The organism is Aeromonas enterica (genome assembly GCF_054052465.1).
Genome location: NZ_JBSTYL010000006.1, coordinates 146229 through 164764 on the forward strand (window position 1 = coordinate 146229; position 18536 = coordinate 164764).

Below are 18536 nucleotides of genomic sequence, written 5' to 3' on the forward strand. Positions count from 1 at the left end.
AGGGGGTTGAAGCATGACAAGCCAAGAGGAGGTGACCTCCTCTTGGGCTCTCACTTTCAGTAGTGCTGGCTGCCGCCGTACCACTGGCACACGTACTCGGGGACCAGCATCTGGGGGGCCTGGTCGACATGGCAGACTACCATGGGTATGGCGGGGGCTCCCTCAGCGCTGACCAGCGATGGGGTCATGGGCAGGATCAGGGCGGTGAACAGGAACAGTGACTTGATCTTCATGGCTATCTCCTTGGTGACAGAACACGGCGTGATCTGGATCACTTTCTGAGTTAAGCCGAGCCGGCCTGCGACGCAAGGTTATGAAATAAATTCAACGAATGAAAAAAGTTTGAAAAGAGGGTGCGGCGGGACCGCCGAGAAATACATGACCAAGATGCGGGCTTTGTGCATATCCATATAACAGGCATGTTGCTGACAACTTGTACCGTGGGCTTGTGCAGGCGGGTTTGGCACAATGCCATGATCTGGGACAAGAAGCAGATTATTCAGCACCTCGCCTGCTTATGACTATTTATCTCGGTGTCCATCCCTTAAAAACCAGTGAAAAATTCAGTTTCATGCATATTAAATTCAAATGACGTGGCTTTGTTTTATATCGCATTGAAAATGATGGTTTTTTGTTTTTTGATATCTCCCTCGGTAGATATGCAGCGTGAATGAAATAGGATGAAATATGAAATAAAATCGTGGATTAATGCGTTTTAATGCATTGTTGCTGAATGAGAGATTGTCAGTTCTGTTACCCTCATCAAAGAATAAACCGTGATTCTATTCAGTTCAGAGTGAATGTGATCAATGTCTAAGTTTATCGTGATTGGCAGGTCTAACCTCGGTCTCGAAAGGCAAGGGCAGGATAGAACACAAGCTGAGTACCCTACATAAAGAATATCCCGCCTTAGCCACGAGCATGAATAGAAGGAATCTATTCAATCACTCGCAGGGACCACTGCTAGACGGAATATAATCATGAGCAAATTTTATGTAGGTTCTGAAGTTGGCCAATTGCGCCGTGTCATGTTGCACCGCCCCAACCTCAGTCTGAAGCGTCTGACCCCTTCCAACTGCCAGGACCTGCTATTTGATGATGTCCTGTCGGTTGAACGCGCCGGTCAGGAGCATGACAAATTCGCTCAGGTACTGCGCGATCAGAATGTCGAAGTTTTCCTGCTGACCAACCTGCTGGCCGAGACTCTGGATGTGCCGGAAGCCAAAACCTGGCTGCTGCAACATCAGGTGTCCGATTATCGCCTCGGTTCTTCCCTTGCCAACGACGTGCGCTGCTTCCTGGCTGACATGCCGCACCGCGAACTGGCCCGCATTCTCTCCGGTGGTCTGACTTACTCTGAGATGCCTTACAGCGGCGTCAACATGGTAGTTGGCATGCATGCCCCGACCGATTTCATCATAGAACCGCTGCCCAACCACCTCTTCACCCGTGACACCTCCTGCTGGGTTTATGGTGGCGTCTCCATCAACCCCATGGCCAAGGCCGCCCGTCGCCGCGAAACCAATCATGTGAAGGCCATCTACCGCTGGCACCCGCAGTTTGCCGGTCAGGACTTCATCAAGTACTTCGGTGACGAGGATCGTGACTACGACAACTCCACCATCGAAGGGGGTGATGTCCTGGTTATCGGCCGCGGCGCCGTGCTCATCGGCATGTCCGAGCGCACCACGCCGCAAGGGGTCGAGCACTTGGCTCGCGGCCTGTTCAAACACGGTCAGGCCAAACAGGTCATCGCCATGCAACTGCCGAAACACCGCAGCTGCATGCACCTGGATACCGTCATGACCCACATGGATATAGATACCTTCTCCGTCTATCCGGAAGTCATCCGCAAGGATGTGAACTGCTGGAGTCTGACTCCGGGCGGTGCAACCGGCATGAACATCAAGGAAGAGGGTTACTTCGTGACCGCCATCGAGAAGGCGCTGGGAGTGGATCAGCTCAAGCTCATCACCACCGGCGGTGACAGCTTCGAAGCCGAACGCGAACAGTGGAACGATGCCAACAACGTGCTGACAGTGCGTCCTGGCGTGGTGGTGGGTTATGAGCGCAATACCTACACCAACGAGAAATATGACAAGGCCGGTATCACAGTTCTCTCCATTCCGGGTGAAGAACTGGGTCGTGGCCGCGGCGGCGCCCGCTGCATGAGCTGCCCGATGGAACGTGACGGCATCTAACAAGACGGCGTGGCGCCGGCAGAGGCTGGCGCCACAGATACCAAGACTCGAGATCAACACTCATGAAAAAACCAACTGTCGTCGTCGCCCTGGGTGGCAATGCCCTGCTCCGTCGTGGCGAACCCCTTGAAGCTGATATTCAGCGCAAGAACATCGCCACCGCCGCCAAGACCATCGCCCTGATCGCTCAGGAATACAACGTGGTGCTGGTGCACGGCAACGGCCCGCAAGTCGGCCTGCTGGCCCTGCAAAACAGCGCCTATACCAAGGTCGCTCCCTATCCGCTGGATGTGCTGGGTGCCGAGTCTCAGGGCATGATCGGCTACATGCTGATCCAGGAGCTCAAAAACCTGATGCCGAGTCGCAACGTCACCGCGCTGCTGACCCAGGTGCAGGTCGATCCCAAGGATCCGGCGTTTGCCAATCCGACCAAATTTATCGGTCCCGTCTATGACGAAGCCGAAGCTCGCATCCTGGCCGAAGAGAAGCGCTGGGTGGTCAAGGCCGACGGCAAGTTCTTCCGCCGCGTGGTGCCGTCTCCGTTGCCCCAGCGCATCGTCGAAGGCGATGCCATCGAAACCCTGATAGCCCAGGGACACCTCATCATCTGTACCGGTGGTGGTGGCATTCCTGTGACCTGGGATGGCCAGTGCCTGACCGGTATCGAAGCCGTCATCGACAAGGACATGTCTGCCGCCTACCTGGCCAAGCAGATCAAGGCCGATGCCCTGCTGATCCTGACCGACGCCGATGCCGTCTACCTGGATTGGGGCAAACCGACCCAGCACCCGCTGCGAGTCACCAGCCCGGCCGAACTGGCTGGCGTCAAGTTCGACGCAGGCTCCATGGGGCCCAAGGTCGAAGCGTCCTGCGAATTCGTCAAGGCGACCGGCGGCATGGTCGGGATCGGTTCTCTGGAAGATGGCCTGGCCATCCTCAAGGGCGAAGCCGGCACCAATATCGTTGCCACCCGTACCGTGAATGCGTAATTACCGAAATCTGTACTGAGAATGCGTAGTCAACACTACTGCCCAAATTGGTCTGAACAAATATAGAGAGAACTCATCATGGCTTTTAATCTGCGTAACCGTAACTTCCTGAAACTGCTGGATTTCACCCCGCGCGAAATCCAATACATGATCGACCTGGCCATTGACCTGAAGAAAGCCAAATACGGTGGCTATGAGCGCAAGCATCTGGTCGGCAAGAACATCGCCCTGATTTTCGAGAAGACCTCCACCCGTACCCGTTGTGCGTTTGAAGTGGCGGCCTTCGACCAGGGCGCTCAAGTCTCCTATCTCGGCCCAAGTGGTTCCCAGATCGGTCACAAGGAGTCAATGAAGGACACCGCTCGTGTACTTGGCCGCATGTATGACGGCATCGAATACCGTGGCTACGGTCAGGAGATCGTGGAAGAGCTGGGTGCCTATGCCGGTGTCCCTGTCTGGAACGGCCTGACCAACGAATTCCACCCAACCCAGATCCTGGCCGACTTCATGACCATGCTGGAACACGGCAAGGGCAAGCGTCTGGATCAAATCAAGTTCGCCTACCTGGGTGATGCCCGCAACAACATGGGCAACTCCCTGATGGTCGGCGCCGCCAAGATGGGCATGGACATCCGTCTGGTCGCACCGAAAGCCTTCTGGCCGGAAGAAGCGCTGGTTGCCAAGTGCCGCCTGATCGCCGAAGAGACCGGCGCGCGCATCACTCTGACTGAAGATGTGAAAGAGGGCGTGCTGGGTACCGACTTCCTCTATACCGACGTCTGGGTCTCCATGGGCGAAGCGAAAGAAGCCTGGGATCAACGGGTGAAACTGATGACCCCGTACCAGATCAACATGGATGTCATCAACGCCACCAAGAACCCGGATGTGAAGTTCATGCACTGCCTGCCGGCGTTCCACAACGATGAGACCACCATGGGCAAGGAAGTGGCCGACAAATATGGGATGAAAGGTCTGGAAGTAACCGAGGACGTGTTCGAATCCGAGCACAGCATCGTGTTTGACGAGGCCGAAAACCGGATGCACACCATCAAGGCAGTGATGGTTGCTACGCTGGGCGACTAAGGTCGCAGTAGTGGTGCCGGGGGGCAACCCCCGGCTTTTCGACCATGTAACAGCGGCATAATACCTCTAACCCTACGACCCGCAGCTTGCATGGATACCACACCACAGAAGGAAGCTGGACCATGACCAAATTCAAGTTCCCATCAGCCTACACCATACTGTTTGTGCTGATCGCCTTGGTGGCCGCCCTGAGCTGGGTAGTGCCAGCCGGCAAATACGACATGATCATGAACGACGCCCTCGGCAAGGAAGTGCCGGTGGCCGGAACCTACAAGCTGGTAGAGGGGAATCCCCAGGGGATAGTCGACGTGCTGCTGGCACCCATCGATGGCCTCTACAACCATGACACCTATCAGGCAGGCGCTATCGACGTCTCCCTGTTTATCCTGATCATCGGTGGTTTTCTTGGCATTGTGACCAAGACTGGCGCCATCGATGCCGGTATTGAACGCGTGACCGACCGCCTGCGCGGCCGTGAAGAGTGGATGATCCCGATCCTGATGGCGTTGTTTGCCGCCGGGGGCACCATCTACGGGATGGCGGAAGAGTCGCTGCCTTTCTATACCCTGCTGGTTCCCGTGATGATGGCCGCTCGCTTCGACCCCGTGGTCGCCGCCGCGACCGTGTTGCTGGGCGCTGGTATCGGTACCCTGGGCTCGACCATCAACCCGTTTGCGACCGTGATCGCCGCCAACGCCGCCGGCATCTCCTTCACCGACGGTATCTGGCTGCGCGTCGCCATGCTGATTGCAGGCTGGCTGCTGTGCGTGGCCTACGTCATGCGTTATGCCAAGATGGTGCGCAACGACCCCAGCAAATCCCTGGTGGCTGACAAGTGGGAAGAGAACCGTGCCCATTTCCTCGGCAACAAGAGCGACCAGATGCTGGAGTTCACCCTGACCCGTAAAATCGTGTTGGGTATCTTCGTCGCCGCCTTCGCCGTGATGATCTACGGGGTGGCCGTGCTCGGCTGGTGGATGGCGCAGATCTCCGGCGTCTTCCTGGCCGCTGCCATCATAGTCGGCGTCATCTCCCGCATGAGCGAAGAGGAGTTGACCTCCAACTTCATCGATGGTGCCCGTGACCTGCTCGGTGTGGCCCTCATCATAGGTATCGCCCGCGGTATAGTAGTGGTAATGGACAACGGCATGATCACTCACACCATTTTGCACAGCGCAGAAGGGATCGTGACCGGCCTCTCCACCGTGGTGTTCATCAACGTGATGTTCGTGCTGGAGCTGGTGCTCTCCTTCCTGGTGCCGTCCTCCTCCGGTCTGGCCGTGCTGACCATGCCGATCATGGCGCCGCTGGCCGACTTCGCCAACGTGGGTCGCGAGCTGGTGGTGACCGCTTACCAGTCCGCCTCCGGTCTGGTGAACCTGGTGACACCGACCTCCGCCGTGGTCATGGGTGGCCTGGCGATTGCCAAGGTGCCTTATGTACGCTGGCTGAAGTGGGTCGCGCCGCTGCTCGGCATTTTGACAGTGCTGATCGTGGTCTGTCTGAGCCTGGGTGCAGTGCTGGCATAACAGGTGTAAAGACGACATGAAACGGGAGCCAGTGGCTCCCGTTTTTTATGGCGAGGCGCGGCGCCTTGCACCGCGGGATCTCCCTTGTTCAACCGGGAGGAAACTCCACAGGGCAAAGGGGGCAGGCAACAGGGAGCAGGAAGGCAGAGCGTGAGGCAACAAAAAGGCGACCCTGGGGTCGCCTTGTGCATTCAGGAAAGGAGCGTCAACGCGCCTGTTCCAGGGTACGCACCACGGCCGCGTGGGTCAGGCGGGTGCGGCTGATGTGGCGCGGCGCGACCAGCACCACGTCGTTGCCGGCGACGGCGCCCATGATCTCGGGATTGGCGTTGCGATCCAGCAGGCGGGCCACCACGGTGGCGGCGCCCGGGGTGGTGTGGATCAACACCATCTGCTGGTTGTGCACCACCTCGCGCACCATGTCGTGGATGGAGCGGGTACTGCCTGCGGGCTCCAGCTGCTCATCCACCAGGGTGTAGACCTTCTTGCCGTTGGCATTCTGGGCCTTGGCCACGCCGAGGCGGCGCAACAGACGGGAGATGGTGGACTGGCTGATGTCGGCAAAGCCGCGCTCCGCCAGCTCGCGGCGGATCTCCTCCTGGGTGCTGTAGCAGTGCTGGCCGATGATCTGGCGACAGGCATCCAGCTGGGCCAGATCGGGCTCTTGTTCAACGGGACGACTGAGGGTTTTGACCACGGCGATTTCCTTTGACTGTGACCGAAGGCTATCGCTCGAAATCTGCCATCAATGCCTTTTAATAGCTAAAAGTTCTGATGGAAAGGAGTGAGGCAGGGAATGAGCGATGTTTAGCCTTTATAGGATGGCAAATTATAGCTAAACGGAAAATCTGTGATGTGACAGGGGTCAAAAATGGGCCCCACAGGGCCCATTCAGATATCAGTAACGTTCGCTGACGATGTCCTGGGTGAAGGACTTCTCGCAGTATTTGCACTTCATACGCACTACGCCTTTCACCTCCCGCACCCGGAAGTAGCTGTCTACCGGCTCGTTGTGGGAGATGCAGTTGGAGTTGGGGCAGTGGAACACGCCCGTGATGAACTCCGGCAGTTCCAGCTGGTGCTTCTTCACCACGGCGAAGTCTTCGATGATGTTGACGGTCGCCTTGGGGGCGAACAGGGCCAGCTGGTTGGCCTGCTCCGCGGTCAGGCGGGTGTTCTCTATCTTGATGAGATCCTTCTTGCCCAGCGCGCCGGATTTCAGGTTGAAACCGACGGTGATTCGCTCCTGGGTCTCGATCAGCTGGAACAGCTTGAGGATCTTGATGCCCTGGCCGGCGGGGACGTGGTCGATGACGGAGCCGTGACGGATGGCTTCGACTTGCAGTTGATTCTTCTCGGACATGATATTCCCCTTTTCCCTTAGACGGTTTCGTTCAGTACCAGAGCCAGCAGTGCCTGGCGCGCGTAGACCCCGTTTTCCGCCTGCTGGAAGTAGTAGGCGTGGGGAGTCTTGTCGACCGCTACATCGATCTCGTCGACGCGGGGCAGGGGGTGCAGGATCTTCATGGTGGGCTTGGCCCCTTCCAGGGTGGCCAGCTCCAGCACGAACTTGGCGGCCATGTGCTTGTACTCAGTCTCGTCGAAGCGCTCTTTCTGGACCCGGGTCATGTAGAGGATGTCGAGTTCAGGCATCACCTCTTCCATGGTCTCGTGCACGCTGAACCGTATGCCCTTCTCTTCCAGCTCTTCGCAGATATAGTCCGGCATCGCCAGTGCTTCCGGGGAGATGAAGAAGAAGCGGCAGTTGAACAGGCTCAGGGCTTGGGCCAGAGAGTGGACGGTGCGGCCGTACTTGAGGTCGCCGACGAAGGCGACGTTGAGGCCATCGAGCTTGCCTTGCGTCTCATGGATGGAGAAGAGGTCGAGCAGGGTCTGGGTCGGATGCTGGTTGGAACCGTCACCGCCGTTGATGACAGGCACCCGGGAGAATTCGGAGGCGAGGCGGGCGGCGCCCTCTTTCGGGTGACGCATCACCACGGCATCCGAGTAGGAGCCGATGATCTTGATGGAGTCGGCCAGGGTCTCGCCCTTCTTGGCGCTGGTGTTGCCACCGTCGGCGAAGCCGATGATGTTGCCACCCAGGCGCTGAACCGCGGTCTCGAACGAGAGGCGGGTGCGGGTGGACGCTTCGAAGAAGCAGCTGGCAACCAGCTTGTCTTTCAACAGGCGGGTGTCGGGCTCGGCCTTCAACCGCTGTGCGGTTGCGACCACCAGTTCCATGTCGGGCCGGGTCAGGTCCGAAATGGAGATGACATGTTTCTTATAAAGTGGATTGGTCATCGTCTGCATTCCCTTTGACATCAATGAAGGTTTTTCGGGCACAAAAAAAAGCCCCTGAAACAGGGGCTTTTTTTAAAAATAACTGGGGATCTGTGGGTCGGGAACCGGAAACAACGGGGCCGCTCTGGTGCGCTCCACCCGTCTGCAAGGCTGTTTTATAAATCAAAAACTGCATCGTCTCGTCTCGACCTTTTTCAAAACCGGACAGATTATAGAGTCGCATTTTGAATTGTCAAAAATTTATTTCAAAGGCAAGATTTGCGCAGGAAAACGTTTAAGTGTCGTGAACGGGTCGGCAAACCCACACGCTGTGTTCCGCTTGCAGGGGCAGGGTATCTTCGGCCATGCAGCGCAGATAGGCGAGTCTGTGGTGTCCTTCCAGCAGGCAATAGGGTTGCGGCAGCGGCTGTCCGTCCGGGTAGCGGCTATCCGGCGCGGGGGCCAGCACTATGATGGGTTCGGACCAGGTGCCCTGGGTCAGCATGTATTCGCCGAGCCAGGATCGACGCACGTAACGATTGTGGCGCAGCATCTCGCCCCAGCGGTCGATCACCTCCATGTGGCGGGAGCCGGTCTGCTCAATGATCCTGGCGGTGGGCCAAGCCTCGCACTCGAACTGGTGACGGGCCAGGTCGAGAAAGCTCCAGTTGGACTCAAAACCGCGCCAATGGCGATAAATCCATTGGGAAAGCACGCTATGGGGAATGAAGGGCACCCGCGGGGCGACCCGGTCGAGATAGTCGGGCAGGGACTCCGTCTTGCGTTCATCCCTGAAGTTGAGCGGTGCCAGTTGCTGGAGCAAGCGGTAATTGAGCATGAGTAGCCTCCCGGATCCAGACTTAACCCTACCCCCATTTATGTGGCTTTCCTACCCTGACAAGGCTGTAAATACAGCAAGTTACCCCGTCAGGTTGCGCAAATTATCGAGAGTTGCTCGTCATTTGTGCAATCAAATCGAAAGTGAGAAAAAAGCCTTTACCTTTGAACCCGGCTTTGTATAATTCGCCTCGTTTGTTGCAGGGGCGTAGTTCCAATTGGTAGAACAGCGGTCTCCAAAACCGATGGTTGCGGGTTCGAGTCCTGCCGCCCCTGCCATTTTCAGAAAAGCCAGCTCATTGAGCTGGCTTTTCGCATTTCTGCGTTCCCGCTTTTTCCTCCTGTCACGCCTGCTCCGACAGTTGCCGTTTTTCGTCGGCGTCAGCCCATTCCCGGCTCCTCTTTCTCTTCGGATCCCGCACTGCCCCTGACCGCTAGTCGCTATTGCGCCAATTCGCCCTGTCGTTTCTGGCAATCGTGCTTCACGGGCCCGTGTGCTACACCACATGGGCGGTGTCATTGCGTGCTGATGGCAAGCCGATAGCCAATGCTCAAGCCGTGGATTGTGGGCGTGAACATCACTTGAGGAGATAGACTCATGAACAAGGCAGTTGAAACCCGACTGAACAAGTCTCGCCCCGGCGGCTGGGTGCCACAGGATAGTGCCCATATCGAGCGCTGGATCCGGCGGATCAAGTACTACGTGACCCAGCAGCCGCGTGCGCTGGTGCCTCCCATCGCCGAGCTGCGGGATCTGGTCAACGCCGATCCTTCGCTGCATGCCCAGGCCGAGGCCATGTTCAAGGAGGCCTGGCGCCACAAGCACCTGACCCCGCTCGGTCAAGTCGAGGTGCGATCCTTCGAGGAGTTTCTGGGGCTGCTCAACGGCATCATGACCACGGCCCCCGAGGCGTATCAGGATATCCCGACGGATGAGCCGTCCGGCCTCATAGGCTTTCCTATCAATGCCCTGCTCGACTGGCCCATGGCGACCCAGTCCGGTTATCACTTCTTCGCCAACGTCCTGATCAACCAGCAGTTCAAGAAGATCCTCGATTACTGGGCGCAGTTTCTGCAAAGCCCGGCTTCGCGCTACGTGTTGAACGAGCCGGTCAGCCGGCTGGATCAGGAGACACTGGTGGTGCCCTGGCTCGGCAAGCTGGCCAAGAGCGAGATGGTCAAGGTGGCGACCGGCGCCCTGGGTGAGGGGCCCAACCCCACGCCAGCCAGCTTCGAGACCATCTTCCAGTGCGATCCGGCGGCCGAGTATGATGGCTTCGGCAGCTGGGATGGGTTCTTCACCCGCACCTTCCGCCCGGGGGTGCGGCCTGTCTCGGCGCCGGAGGATGACAACATCATCGTCAACGCCTGCGAGTCGGCACCGTTGCAGGTGAAAAAAGAGGTGAGCCGCAGCGATCAGTTCTGGCTCAAGGGTCAGCCCTATTCACTGGACAACATGCTCGATTTCGACGATCTGGCGCCTCGTTTCGAAGGTGGCACTGTGTATCAGGCCTTCCTCAGCGCTCTCAGCTATCACCGCTGGCACAGCCCGGTGAGCGGCACCATTCGCAAGGTGCGCGTGGTCAACGGCACCTACTATCTAGAGAACCAGTTCGAGGGATTTGGCGACCCGCAGGGGGCGGATCCCAGCGCCCCCAACAACTCGCAACCCTTCCTCACCTCGGTGGCGACCCGGGCGCTGATCTTCATCGAAGCCGACAATCCCAAAATCGGGCTGATGTGCGTGGTGCCTGTGGGCATGGCCGAGGTGTCGAGCTGCGACATCACGGTACGGGCGGGGGACAGAGTGAAGAAGGGGGATCAGCTCGGCATGTTCCACTTCGGCGGCTCGACCCACTGCCTGCTGTTCCGCCCAGGGGTCAAGCTGGAGTTCGAGTTTTACGGCCAGACCCCGAGCCTGGATGCCGGCAACATGCGGCTCAATACCACCATAGCACGGGTGAAATAAGGATCATTTAATGGAAACAGGCCGCCTGCGGGGGCCTGTTTGTTATCGTAAGGTCAGGCCCGCGTCTTTGCCAACAGGTCCATATAAGCACCTTCGATCAACTGGGAGGGCTCCACACCAAGGTGCGCCATAATGTCATGAGCCTCCTGTATCCCCGCATCGAGCAGTTCGTTATCCTCCAACACTACCTCCAGCTCGAGAAAGTGACCGAGCCCCTCGACCAGATCGAGATGGACCCGTGTTCTGCCGACTAGAAACAGGGTGCGCGTCTTGCGCACCCTACCTATCTGGCCACAGGCCAGGCTGAGGGTCTCCCGCAGGCTGGCCGGCTCGTTCGTCGGAGTGACGTGATAGAAGCTCTCCTTGGGGCCTTGCCGATCGGCACGGCGGTAGAAGATGAGCTGGCCGGAAGAGGGCGACAGGGGGCGCAGTTTGAGGCGGCCTGACTCGCAGCGAAAGAAAGTATCATCCTGTGCTATCTCTACGGGACCCTGACTGGCGATGGCGGCCACCTTGGGGAAGAGTGTGTCGACCCGTGCGATCCTGGCTTTGATCTCGATATTTCGGGGCATGGTATGAGGGTCTCCTTAAGTACGATGGGTGTACCAACCTACTACAGATTGAGCTCGCCAGCGCCACCAAGATACGGCTCAATACCGCTATAGCCCGGGTGCGCTAGCTCGTTTTTCGGCGGGTTGAATGCACGCTGGCCACCTCCTTGGAGGCGGCCTTTTTTACAGCGGTGGAGGGGGCATCAGTCGGGGTTTTGGGGGGATTTTCCCATGCTGGATGGCAAGGGGCATTGCCAGGGTTTACTTACTGATTCATTTAAAATCAACGGATTGAAATTCATGGATCGGGATTTTCTGTCGATATAGTCCACACAGGGCGTGCAGCTTTGTTTGACGCCATTGAGACAGCCATAAGGATATCCCATGAATCTCTCCCTTCGCGGCAAGTTGTTGGCCACCAGTCTTGGCGTGGTCCTGATCACGGTCTGCCTGCTGGGCATAACCGCCTTCTATACCCTGAAAAACCAGACCCTGAGCGCTATCGACAGCGAGGCGCGCAACTACGCCAGCGCCTACGCGGAGGGGATAGGCAAATGGATGCAGGACAGGCGCGAGAGCCTGACCGCGCAGGTTGATGTGATCGCCAGCCACCCGACCGCCGAACTGGTGCCCCATCTGCAGCAGACCCTGCGCTCCGGTGGCTTCGGGCTGGCCTACTACGGCTCGGAGGAGGGGGTGATGACCCGCAACGACCCCTCCCTCAACAAGGGCAATTATGACCCGCGCGAGCGGCCCTGGTATCAGGACGCGGTCAAGGCGGGCAAGCTCATCATCACCGAACCCTATGTCAGCGTGACCATGCAGCAATTGGTGGTGACCCTGGCCGAGCCCGTGATGCAGCAGGGCCGGCTGGTCGGAGTGGTCGGTGCCAACCTGGCGCTGGAACAGCTCATCAAGGATGTGCTGGCGATGCGGGTACAGGGGGATGGCTATGCCATGCTGCTGGACAAGAGCGGCCTCATCGTCGCCCACCCGGACAAGGCGCTGGCGCTCAAGAAGAGCCAGGATCTGGCGCCTGAGCTGGATGCCGGCCGACTGGTGAGCATGAGCCAGCAGGGCGGTCTGCAGCTGGTGCAGATCGGCGGACGGGATGCCCAGATGCTGGTGTTGCCCATACCCAACACCGACTGGCTGCTGGCCATGGTGATGCATGAGGATGTGCTGATGGCGCCGCTGCAGAGCCTGCTGTGGGAGCTGTCACTCATCAGTGCCGGCCTGATCCTGGTATTCGGTCTGGTGCTGACCAGCACCTTCAAGTTCCTGTTCCAGGATCTGGGGCGGGTGGCCGGGGCCTTGCACGACATCGCCCACGGCGAGGGGGATCTCACGGTCCACATCAATACCCGCAGCAAGGACGAAGTGGGCCAGCTGGCCGAGAGCTTCAACCAGTTCGTGGCGCGGCTGCACGGCATCGTCAGCCGCCTGCGTGACGTGACCCTGGAGCTGACGGCCCAGTCCCGTACCCAGGCAGCCGGAGCCCAGGCCCGCAGCCAACAGGTGCGCCAGCAGCAGGACGAGATCGTCATGGTGGCGACCGCGGTGACCGAGATGGCCTCCGCCACTCAGGAGATCGCCGGCAACGCCGAGTTTGCCGCTACCACCTCCGGCGATGCGGTCAAGCTGGCCGTCGCCGGTCAGTCCCAGGTCGGTCAGAGTCAGCGCAGCATTACCGGGCTGGCGGACGAGGTGGCCGATGCAAGCCAGATCATTGTGGAGCTGGATGCCCACGCCCAGAAGATCAGCGGCATTCTGGCTACCATCAGCGGCATCGCCGAGCAGACCAATCTGCTGGCGCTCAACGCCGCCATCGAGGCGGCCCGGGCCGGTGAGCAGGGGCGCGGCTTTGCCGTGGTGGCGGACGAGGTGCGGGTGCTGTCGCGCCGTACCCACGACTCCACCGACGAGATCCAGCAGATGATAGAGACGCTGCAGCAGACCACTCGTCGCGCTGTGGGGGGCATGGAGACCAGCCGTCAGCTGGCGGGCACCAGCGTGGAGGATGCGGAAGCCGCCAACCTGAGCCTTGGCCGGATCAATCAGGCCATAGGTTCCATCAGCGATATGGCGACCCAGATAGCGGCGGCGGCGGAGGAGCAGACCTCGGTCACCAGCGAGATCAGCCGCAACACCGAGAACATACGCCACGTCTCCCAGGAGCTGGCCGAGCAGGCCAATCAGGAGGCCGCCCAGGCCGCCGAGCTCAAGGCGCTGACCGAGCGGCTGGAGCAGGAGATAGGTCGCTTCCGGCTCTGATCATCCCCATTCCACCAACAAAAGGGCAGCCCGCAGGCTGCCCTTTGCTATTTCTGGCGCTTATCCCGGCTGCTTGACCCAAATCAGCTGGTCGGTGGCAAAGCCCAGCCCTCTGGCCTTGGCGATCAGCGCATCCACCTTGGCTTTTGGCGGATTGGGGGAGCGTGAGAGGATCCAGAGGTAGTCGTAGTTGTAGCTGGTCACCAGCGAGAGCTGGTAGTCGGGGTCCAGATCGATGACGTTGTAGCCGCCGTAGAAGGGGCCGAAAAAGCTCACCTTGAGGCGCGCCTCGGTAGGCTTGCCGACGAAATAGGCCTTGCCCTCGGCCTCGCGCCAGCTGCCATCGCTCTGTTTGCCGCGATTGATCACCCTGACGCCGCCATCGTCACGCAGGCTGTAGCTGGCGCTCACCTGTTCCAGCCCCCGCTCGAAGCTGTGGTCGAGGCGGGCTATTTCGTACCAGGTGCCGAGGTAGCGATCGAGCTGGAAGCCGGTGACGGGGCGTATGCCCTCGGCCACACCGGTACAGGCCGTCAGCAGCAGGGCGGTGAGCAGGCAAAGCAGTGAACGCATAAGTAAATCCCTCTTTGGTTATCCTTCGATGATGCGCAGCTGGCCATCCCGGAAGCGGGAGGTCTGATCCGTCGGCGTGCTGCCGAAGAAGCGCTTGTACTCCCGGCTGAACTGGGAGTTGCTCTCGTAACCGACCCTGGCCGCCGCGGCGCCGGCCTTGATGCCGTCGTGCATCATCATGATGCGCGCCTTGTGCAGGCGAAACGACTTGATGTACTGCAGCGGCGTGGTGGCCGTGACCGCCTTGAAGTGGTGGTGGAAGGCGGAGACGCTCATGTTCACCTCCCGCGCCAGCTCCTCCATGGTGAGGTTGTCGGCGAAGCGCGACTCTATCATACGCAGCACCCGGGCGATCTGGCCCACATGGTTGTGACGGTTGGCCAGCACCTGCAGCGCCGGGCCGCCACCCTCGTGCAGGGCATAGAACAGCATCTCCCGCACCGTTTGCGGTCCCAGCACCCGGGCGTGATGGGGCTTGTCCATCAGGTCGATCAACCGCTCGGCGGCGCAGAACATGGCTTCCGACAGGGGCACTGAGTGCACGCCGCTCTTCTGCGGGGCCGGGGCCGGCAGGGCGTCGCCCAGCTCCAGCAAGAGTGCCTGCAGGGTGACCAGGTCGATCTCGAGGGAGAAGCCGATGAGGGGCTGCTCGGGGGAGGCGAAACACTCGCACTCGCACGGCAGTGGCAGCGTCATCAGCAGGTAGTGGTTGGGATCGTAGCGAAACACCTGATCCGCCAGATAGCCCACCTTGTGCCCCTGCAATATCACTATCATCCGTGGCTGGTAGAGCACAGGGGTGCGACCGTGGTACTCGGTGGTGTAGATGAGATTCACCTGCTCCACCGGAGAGGGGGTGATGCCGGGGGCTGTGACGTGACGAGTCAGCTTGGCGGCGAGGTCGGCGTAGCGGCTCTGCATTGTCTCTCTTTTGTTCTGGTCATGGTCTATTTGTAGAAATAGGCAAGAATAAAGCAGGATGTTGCCTTGATGGTAGAGGCTGTCTGGAGAAAAATGCAATCACATTTTGCGGCCAGACCGCTCGAAACATAAAAAGGCAATGTCGATGAACAATTTTACCCTGCATACCCCGACCAAGATCCTGTTCGGCAAGGGCCAGGTTGCCCAGCTGCGTGAACAGCTCCATCCCGACGCCCGCATCCTGATCACCTATGGCGGTGGCAGCGTGGTGCGCAGCGGCCTGTTGGCGCAGATCCGCAGCGAGCTGGCTGGCATGACACTGTTCGAGTTCGGCGGCATCGAGCCCAACCCTGCTTACGAAACCCTGATGGGCGCCGTTGAGCTGGCCCGTGCCGAGCGGGTCGACTTCCTGTTGGCCGTTGGCGGCGGCTCCGTGCTCGATGGCACCAAGTTTATCGCCGCTGCCGCGCACTACGATCTGGCCAAAGAGCCCTGGCACATACTCGAGACCGTCGGCAACGAGGTGCGCTCCGCCATTCCGCTCGGCGCCGTGCTGACCCTGCCGGCCACAGGCTCAGAGATGAACATGGGAGCCGTGGTGACCCGTCGCAGCACGGGTGACAAGGTGCACTTCTTCTCGCCCTTCGTGATGCCGCGCTTCGCCGTGCTGGATCCCGTGCTCACCTACACGCTGCCGGCCCGCCAGGTGGCGAATGGCGTGGTGGATGCCTTCATCCACATTCTGGAGCAGTACCTCACCTATCCGGTCAATGCCAAGGTGCAGGATCGCTTCGCCGAAGGCCTGCTGCTGACCCTGATCGAGGAGGGCCCCAAGGCGCTGCTGGAGCCGGAAAACTACGAGGTGCGTGCCAACATCATGTGGAGCGCCACCATGGCCCTCAACGGTTTAATCGGGGCCGGTGTGCCGCAGGATTGGGCGACCCACATGCTGGGTCACGAGCTGACCGCCCTGCATGGCCTCGACCACGCCCAGACACTGGCGGCGGTGCTGCCCGCTCTGTTGCAGGCCAAGCGCAAACAGAAGCATGCCAAGCTGCTGCAATATGCAGAGCGGGTGTGGGGTCTGCACAGTGGCAGCGAGGCGGAGCGCATTGATGACGCCATTGCGGCTACCCGCGACTTCTTCGAGCGGATGGGGGTCAAGACCCGACTGCGCGACTATGGCCTGAGCGATCTGGGTATCGATACCCTTATCGGCAAGCTGGCGGAGCACGGCATGACCCGTCTGGGTGAGCACGGCGATATCGATTTGGTGCAGAGCCAGCATATTTATGAAGCGGCCTGGTAAGGGACGCCAATCGGCGCCACGATTGAATTATCGGGGCCGTCTCCCGCCATCTGGCGGCTGGACGGCCCCGCTTTTGTTGGGAAAATGTTACTTTTCGGCGTTTCAATACGAGAAGTGAGACGAAAGCGGATTTCGTAAGAACAAAAAACGCTAAGATAGAGGGCCGGTAAAACATTTTTTTTGACTGGTTGGATCACTTTTTTCAGCCGTTTTTACTGGTATAAGCCTCTAATTTGGTTTGTTTTTTTTAATCGTAGCCAAGGATGGGCTGAATTCTGTACGCGCCCCGCCGGGACTGCGGTTGTAATAAAACTCCAAAATTTGATACTAATCACCTTCGCGCCTGAAAAGCGGGGGCCTGGCCATGACAGGAGGTTGAGGTAAAGCCTACTGATTTTCATAACAAAGGGCCCGTGACCTGCACTTTGGTCATGTCTTGTTTCGCCAGAAATGCGACACTGGGCAGCGATTGTTTATTAACCATCAGGGAATAGTCATGCAGATTGGAATACCGAGAGAGAGTCTCGCCGGTGAGACCCGGGTCGCAGCGACCCCGGCCACCGTTGAGCAGCTGAAAAAGCTCGGCTTCGAGGTCGCCATCGAGGCCGGTGCCGGCCAGCTGGCCAGCTTCGATGATGCCGCCTTCGAGGCTGCCGGTGCCAGCGTGGTACCGAGCGTCTGGCAAGCCGACCTTATCTTCAAGGTCAATGCGCCGACCGATGCCGAGATCGCACAAATTAAAGATGGTGCCACTCTGGTGAGCTTCATCTGGCCTGCCCAGAACCCTGAGCTGGTCAAGAAGCTGTCCGAGCGCAACATCAATGTGATGGCAATGGACATGGTGCCGCGGATCTCCCGTGCCCAGTCCCTCGACGCCCTCTCCTCCATGGCCAACATCGGCGGTTATCGCGCCGTGGTCGAAGCCGCGCACCAGTTCGGTCGCTTCTTCACCGGTCAGATCACCGCCGCCGGCAAGGTTCCACCTGCCAAGGTTCTGGTGATCGGTGCCGGCGTGGCCGGCCTGGCTGCCATCGGTACTGCCGGTTCCCTCGGCGCCATCGTGCGGGCGTTCGATACCCGTCTGGAAGTAGCCGAGCAGATCGAGTCCATGGGGGGGGAATTCCTCAAGCTGGACTTCGGTAGCGAAGATGGCGCTTCCAGTGATGGTTATGCCAAGGTCATGTCCGATGAGTTCATTGCGGCCGAGATGGCGCTGTTTGCCCAGCAGGCCAAGGAAGTGGACATCATCATCACTACCGCCCTGATCCCGGGTCGTCCTGCTCCCAAGCTGATCACCAAAGAGATGGTGGACAGCATGAAGCCGGGTTCCGTGATCGTGGATCTGGCGGCGGCCACCGGCGGCAACTGTGAATACACCAAGCCGACCGAGTTGTTCGTGACTCCCAACGGCGTCAAGGTGATCGGTTACACCGATCTGCCGGGTCGTCTGCCTGCCCAATCCTCCCAGCTCTACGGTACCAACCTGGTCAACCTGATGAAGCTGATGTGCAAGGAGAAGGACGGCAACGTCGCCATCAACTTCGAAGACGTGGTGCAGCGCAACATGACGGTGATCCAGGCCGGTGAAGTCACCTTCCCGCCGCCCGCTATCGCCGTCTCAGCCGCGCCGCAGAAGCCCGCAGCAGCCCCAATCAAGAAGGCCGAGGCGAAGCAGCCGTCCAACAAGAAGTTCGTGTTTGGTGCCCTCGGCATCGCCGCCTTCGGTTGGGTCGCGGCCGTGGCGCCTGCCGCCTTCCTCTCTCACTTCACCGTATTCATCCTGGCCTGCGTGGTCGGTTACTACGTGGTGTGGAACGTCTCTCACGCCCTGCATACGCCGCTGATGTCGGTCACCAATGCCATCTCCGGCATTATCGTGGTCGGTGCCCTGCTGCAAATCGGGCAAGGGTCGACTTTGGTCACCGCATTGGCCTTTATTGCCGTGCTGATTGCCAGTATCAACATCTTCGGTGGCTTCACAGTCACTCAGCGCATGCTGAAGATGTTCCGTAAGGATTAA

17 protein-coding genes and 1 tRNA gene are annotated in these 18536 nt (G+C 59.3%); 9 read left to right on the forward strand and 9 right to left on the reverse strand.

The features are described from left to right. Positions 1-56: 56 nt before the first annotated feature. Positions 57-233, reverse strand: coding sequence for a hypothetical protein (locus ACW5XD_RS09270; RefSeq protein WP_456494650.1), 177 nt, complete (start codon positions 231-233; stop codon positions 57-59). A gap of 747 nt (positions 234-980) precedes the next feature. Here ACW5XD_RS09270 and arcA point away from each other — a divergent pair. The 4 genes from arcA to ACW5XD_RS09290 all read left to right on the forward strand — a co-directional run bounded on the left by arcA (position 981) and on the right by ACW5XD_RS09290 (position 5802). Next, positions 981-2201, forward strand: a complete 1221-nt coding sequence (arcA, locus tag ACW5XD_RS09275) for an arginine deiminase (protein WP_065403489.1) — start codon at positions 981-983, stop codon at positions 2199-2201. Positions 2202-2263: 62 nt separating this feature from the next. Beyond that, positions 2264-3190, forward strand: a complete 927-nt coding sequence (arcC, locus tag ACW5XD_RS09280) for a carbamate kinase (protein WP_456494651.1) — start codon at positions 2264-2266, stop codon at positions 3188-3190. Positions 3191-3268: 78 nt separating this feature from the next. Beyond that, positions 3269-4273 carry an ornithine carbamoyltransferase gene (gene argF, locus ACW5XD_RS09285; RefSeq protein WP_043142722.1) on the forward strand — a complete coding sequence of 335 codons (1005 nt, stop codon included), beginning with the start codon at positions 3269-3271 and terminating at the stop codon, positions 4271-4273. A gap of 122 nt (positions 4274-4395) precedes the next feature. Then, the gene (locus ACW5XD_RS09290) at positions 4396-5802 is read left to right on the forward strand and encodes a YfcC family protein (protein WP_042870240.1); all 1407 of its coding nucleotides are present in this window, start codon (positions 4396-4398) and stop codon (positions 5800-5802) included. Between the two features lie 205 nt (positions 5803-6007). Here ACW5XD_RS09290 and ACW5XD_RS09295 read toward each other — a convergent pair whose 3' ends face one another. The 5 genes from ACW5XD_RS09295 to ACW5XD_RS09315 form a co-directional block, all read right to left on the reverse strand. Then, positions 6008-6499, reverse strand: a complete 492-nt coding sequence (locus ACW5XD_RS09295; protein WP_456494652.1) for an arginine repressor — start codon at positions 6497-6499, stop codon at positions 6008-6010. A 201-nt stretch (positions 6500-6700) separates the two neighbouring features. Then, positions 6701-7165, reverse strand: coding sequence for an aspartate carbamoyltransferase regulatory subunit (gene pyrI / locus ACW5XD_RS09300; protein ID WP_005318436.1), 465 nt, complete (start codon positions 7163-7165; stop codon positions 6701-6703). 17 nt (positions 7166-7182) lie between these two features. Then, on the reverse strand, positions 7183-8103 hold the full coding sequence (gene pyrB, locus ACW5XD_RS09305) for an aspartate carbamoyltransferase (RefSeq protein WP_165484211.1): 921 nt from the start codon (positions 8101-8103) through the stop codon (positions 7183-7185). Further along, positions 8084-8326 (reverse strand): hypothetical protein, encoded by a 243-nt coding sequence (locus ACW5XD_RS09310; protein ID WP_456494653.1) that lies wholly within the window; start codon positions 8324-8326, stop codon positions 8084-8086. Before ACW5XD_RS09310 ends, pyrB begins: the two co-directional genes overlap by 20 nt. 51 nt (positions 8327-8377) lie before the next feature. Then, the gene (locus tag ACW5XD_RS09315; protein WP_456494654.1) at positions 8378-8920 is read right to left on the reverse strand and encodes a hypothetical protein; all 543 of its coding nucleotides are present in this window, start codon (positions 8918-8920) and stop codon (positions 8378-8380) included. A 201-nt stretch (positions 8921-9121) separates the two neighbouring features. Here ACW5XD_RS09315 and ACW5XD_RS09320 point away from each other — a divergent pair. Both ACW5XD_RS09320 and ACW5XD_RS09325 read left to right on the forward strand, forming a co-directional pair. Continuing rightward, positions 9122-9198 (forward strand) — tRNA-Trp (locus ACW5XD_RS09320). Between the two features lie 319 nt (positions 9199-9517). After that, positions 9518-10888: a phophatidylserine decarboxylase associated domain-containing protein gene (locus ACW5XD_RS09325; RefSeq protein ID WP_456494655.1), complete on the forward strand. Its 1371-nt coding sequence runs from the start codon at positions 9518-9520 to the stop codon at positions 10886-10888. Between the two features lie 53 nt (positions 10889-10941). Here ACW5XD_RS09325 and ACW5XD_RS09330 read toward each other — a convergent pair whose 3' ends face one another. Then, positions 10942-11460 carry a class IV adenylate cyclase gene (locus ACW5XD_RS09330; protein WP_456494656.1) on the reverse strand — a complete coding sequence of 173 codons (519 nt, stop codon included), beginning with the start codon at positions 11458-11460 and terminating at the stop codon, positions 10942-10944. A gap of 363 nt (positions 11461-11823) precedes the next feature. Here ACW5XD_RS09330 and ACW5XD_RS09335 point away from each other — a divergent pair, with 363 nt between their 5' ends. After that, complete coding sequence (locus ACW5XD_RS09335; RefSeq protein WP_456494657.1) at positions 11824-13713, forward strand: methyl-accepting chemotaxis protein; 1890 nt, start codon at positions 11824-11826, stop codon at positions 13711-13713. A 60-nt stretch (positions 13714-13773) separates the two neighbouring features. On the opposite strand, the gene ACW5XD_RS09340 is transcribed toward ACW5XD_RS09335, so the two are convergent. Together ACW5XD_RS09340 and ACW5XD_RS09345 are read right to left on the reverse strand one after the other, a co-directional pair. Beyond that, entirely contained in the window at positions 13774-14286 is a 513-nt protein-coding gene (locus ACW5XD_RS09340) for a lipocalin family protein (RefSeq protein ID WP_456494658.1), read from the reverse strand. An 18-nt stretch (positions 14287-14304) separates the two neighbouring features. Then, positions 14305-15207 carry an AraC family transcriptional regulator gene (locus ACW5XD_RS09345; protein WP_456494659.1) on the reverse strand — a complete coding sequence of 301 codons (903 nt, stop codon included), beginning with the start codon at positions 15205-15207 and terminating at the stop codon, positions 14305-14307. Positions 15208-15352: 145 nt separating this feature from the next. On the opposite strand from ACW5XD_RS09345, the gene yqhD reads away from it, so the two are divergent. After that, on the forward strand, positions 15353-16516 hold the full coding sequence (gene yqhD / locus ACW5XD_RS09350; protein ID WP_456494660.1) for an alcohol dehydrogenase: 1164 nt from the start codon (positions 15353-15355) through the stop codon (positions 16514-16516). A 496-nt stretch (positions 16517-17012) separates the two neighbouring features. After that, the gene (locus tag ACW5XD_RS09355) at positions 17013-18536 is read left to right on the forward strand and encodes a Re/Si-specific NAD(P)(+) transhydrogenase subunit alpha (protein WP_456494661.1); all 1524 of its coding nucleotides are present in this window, start codon (positions 17013-17015) and stop codon (positions 18534-18536) included.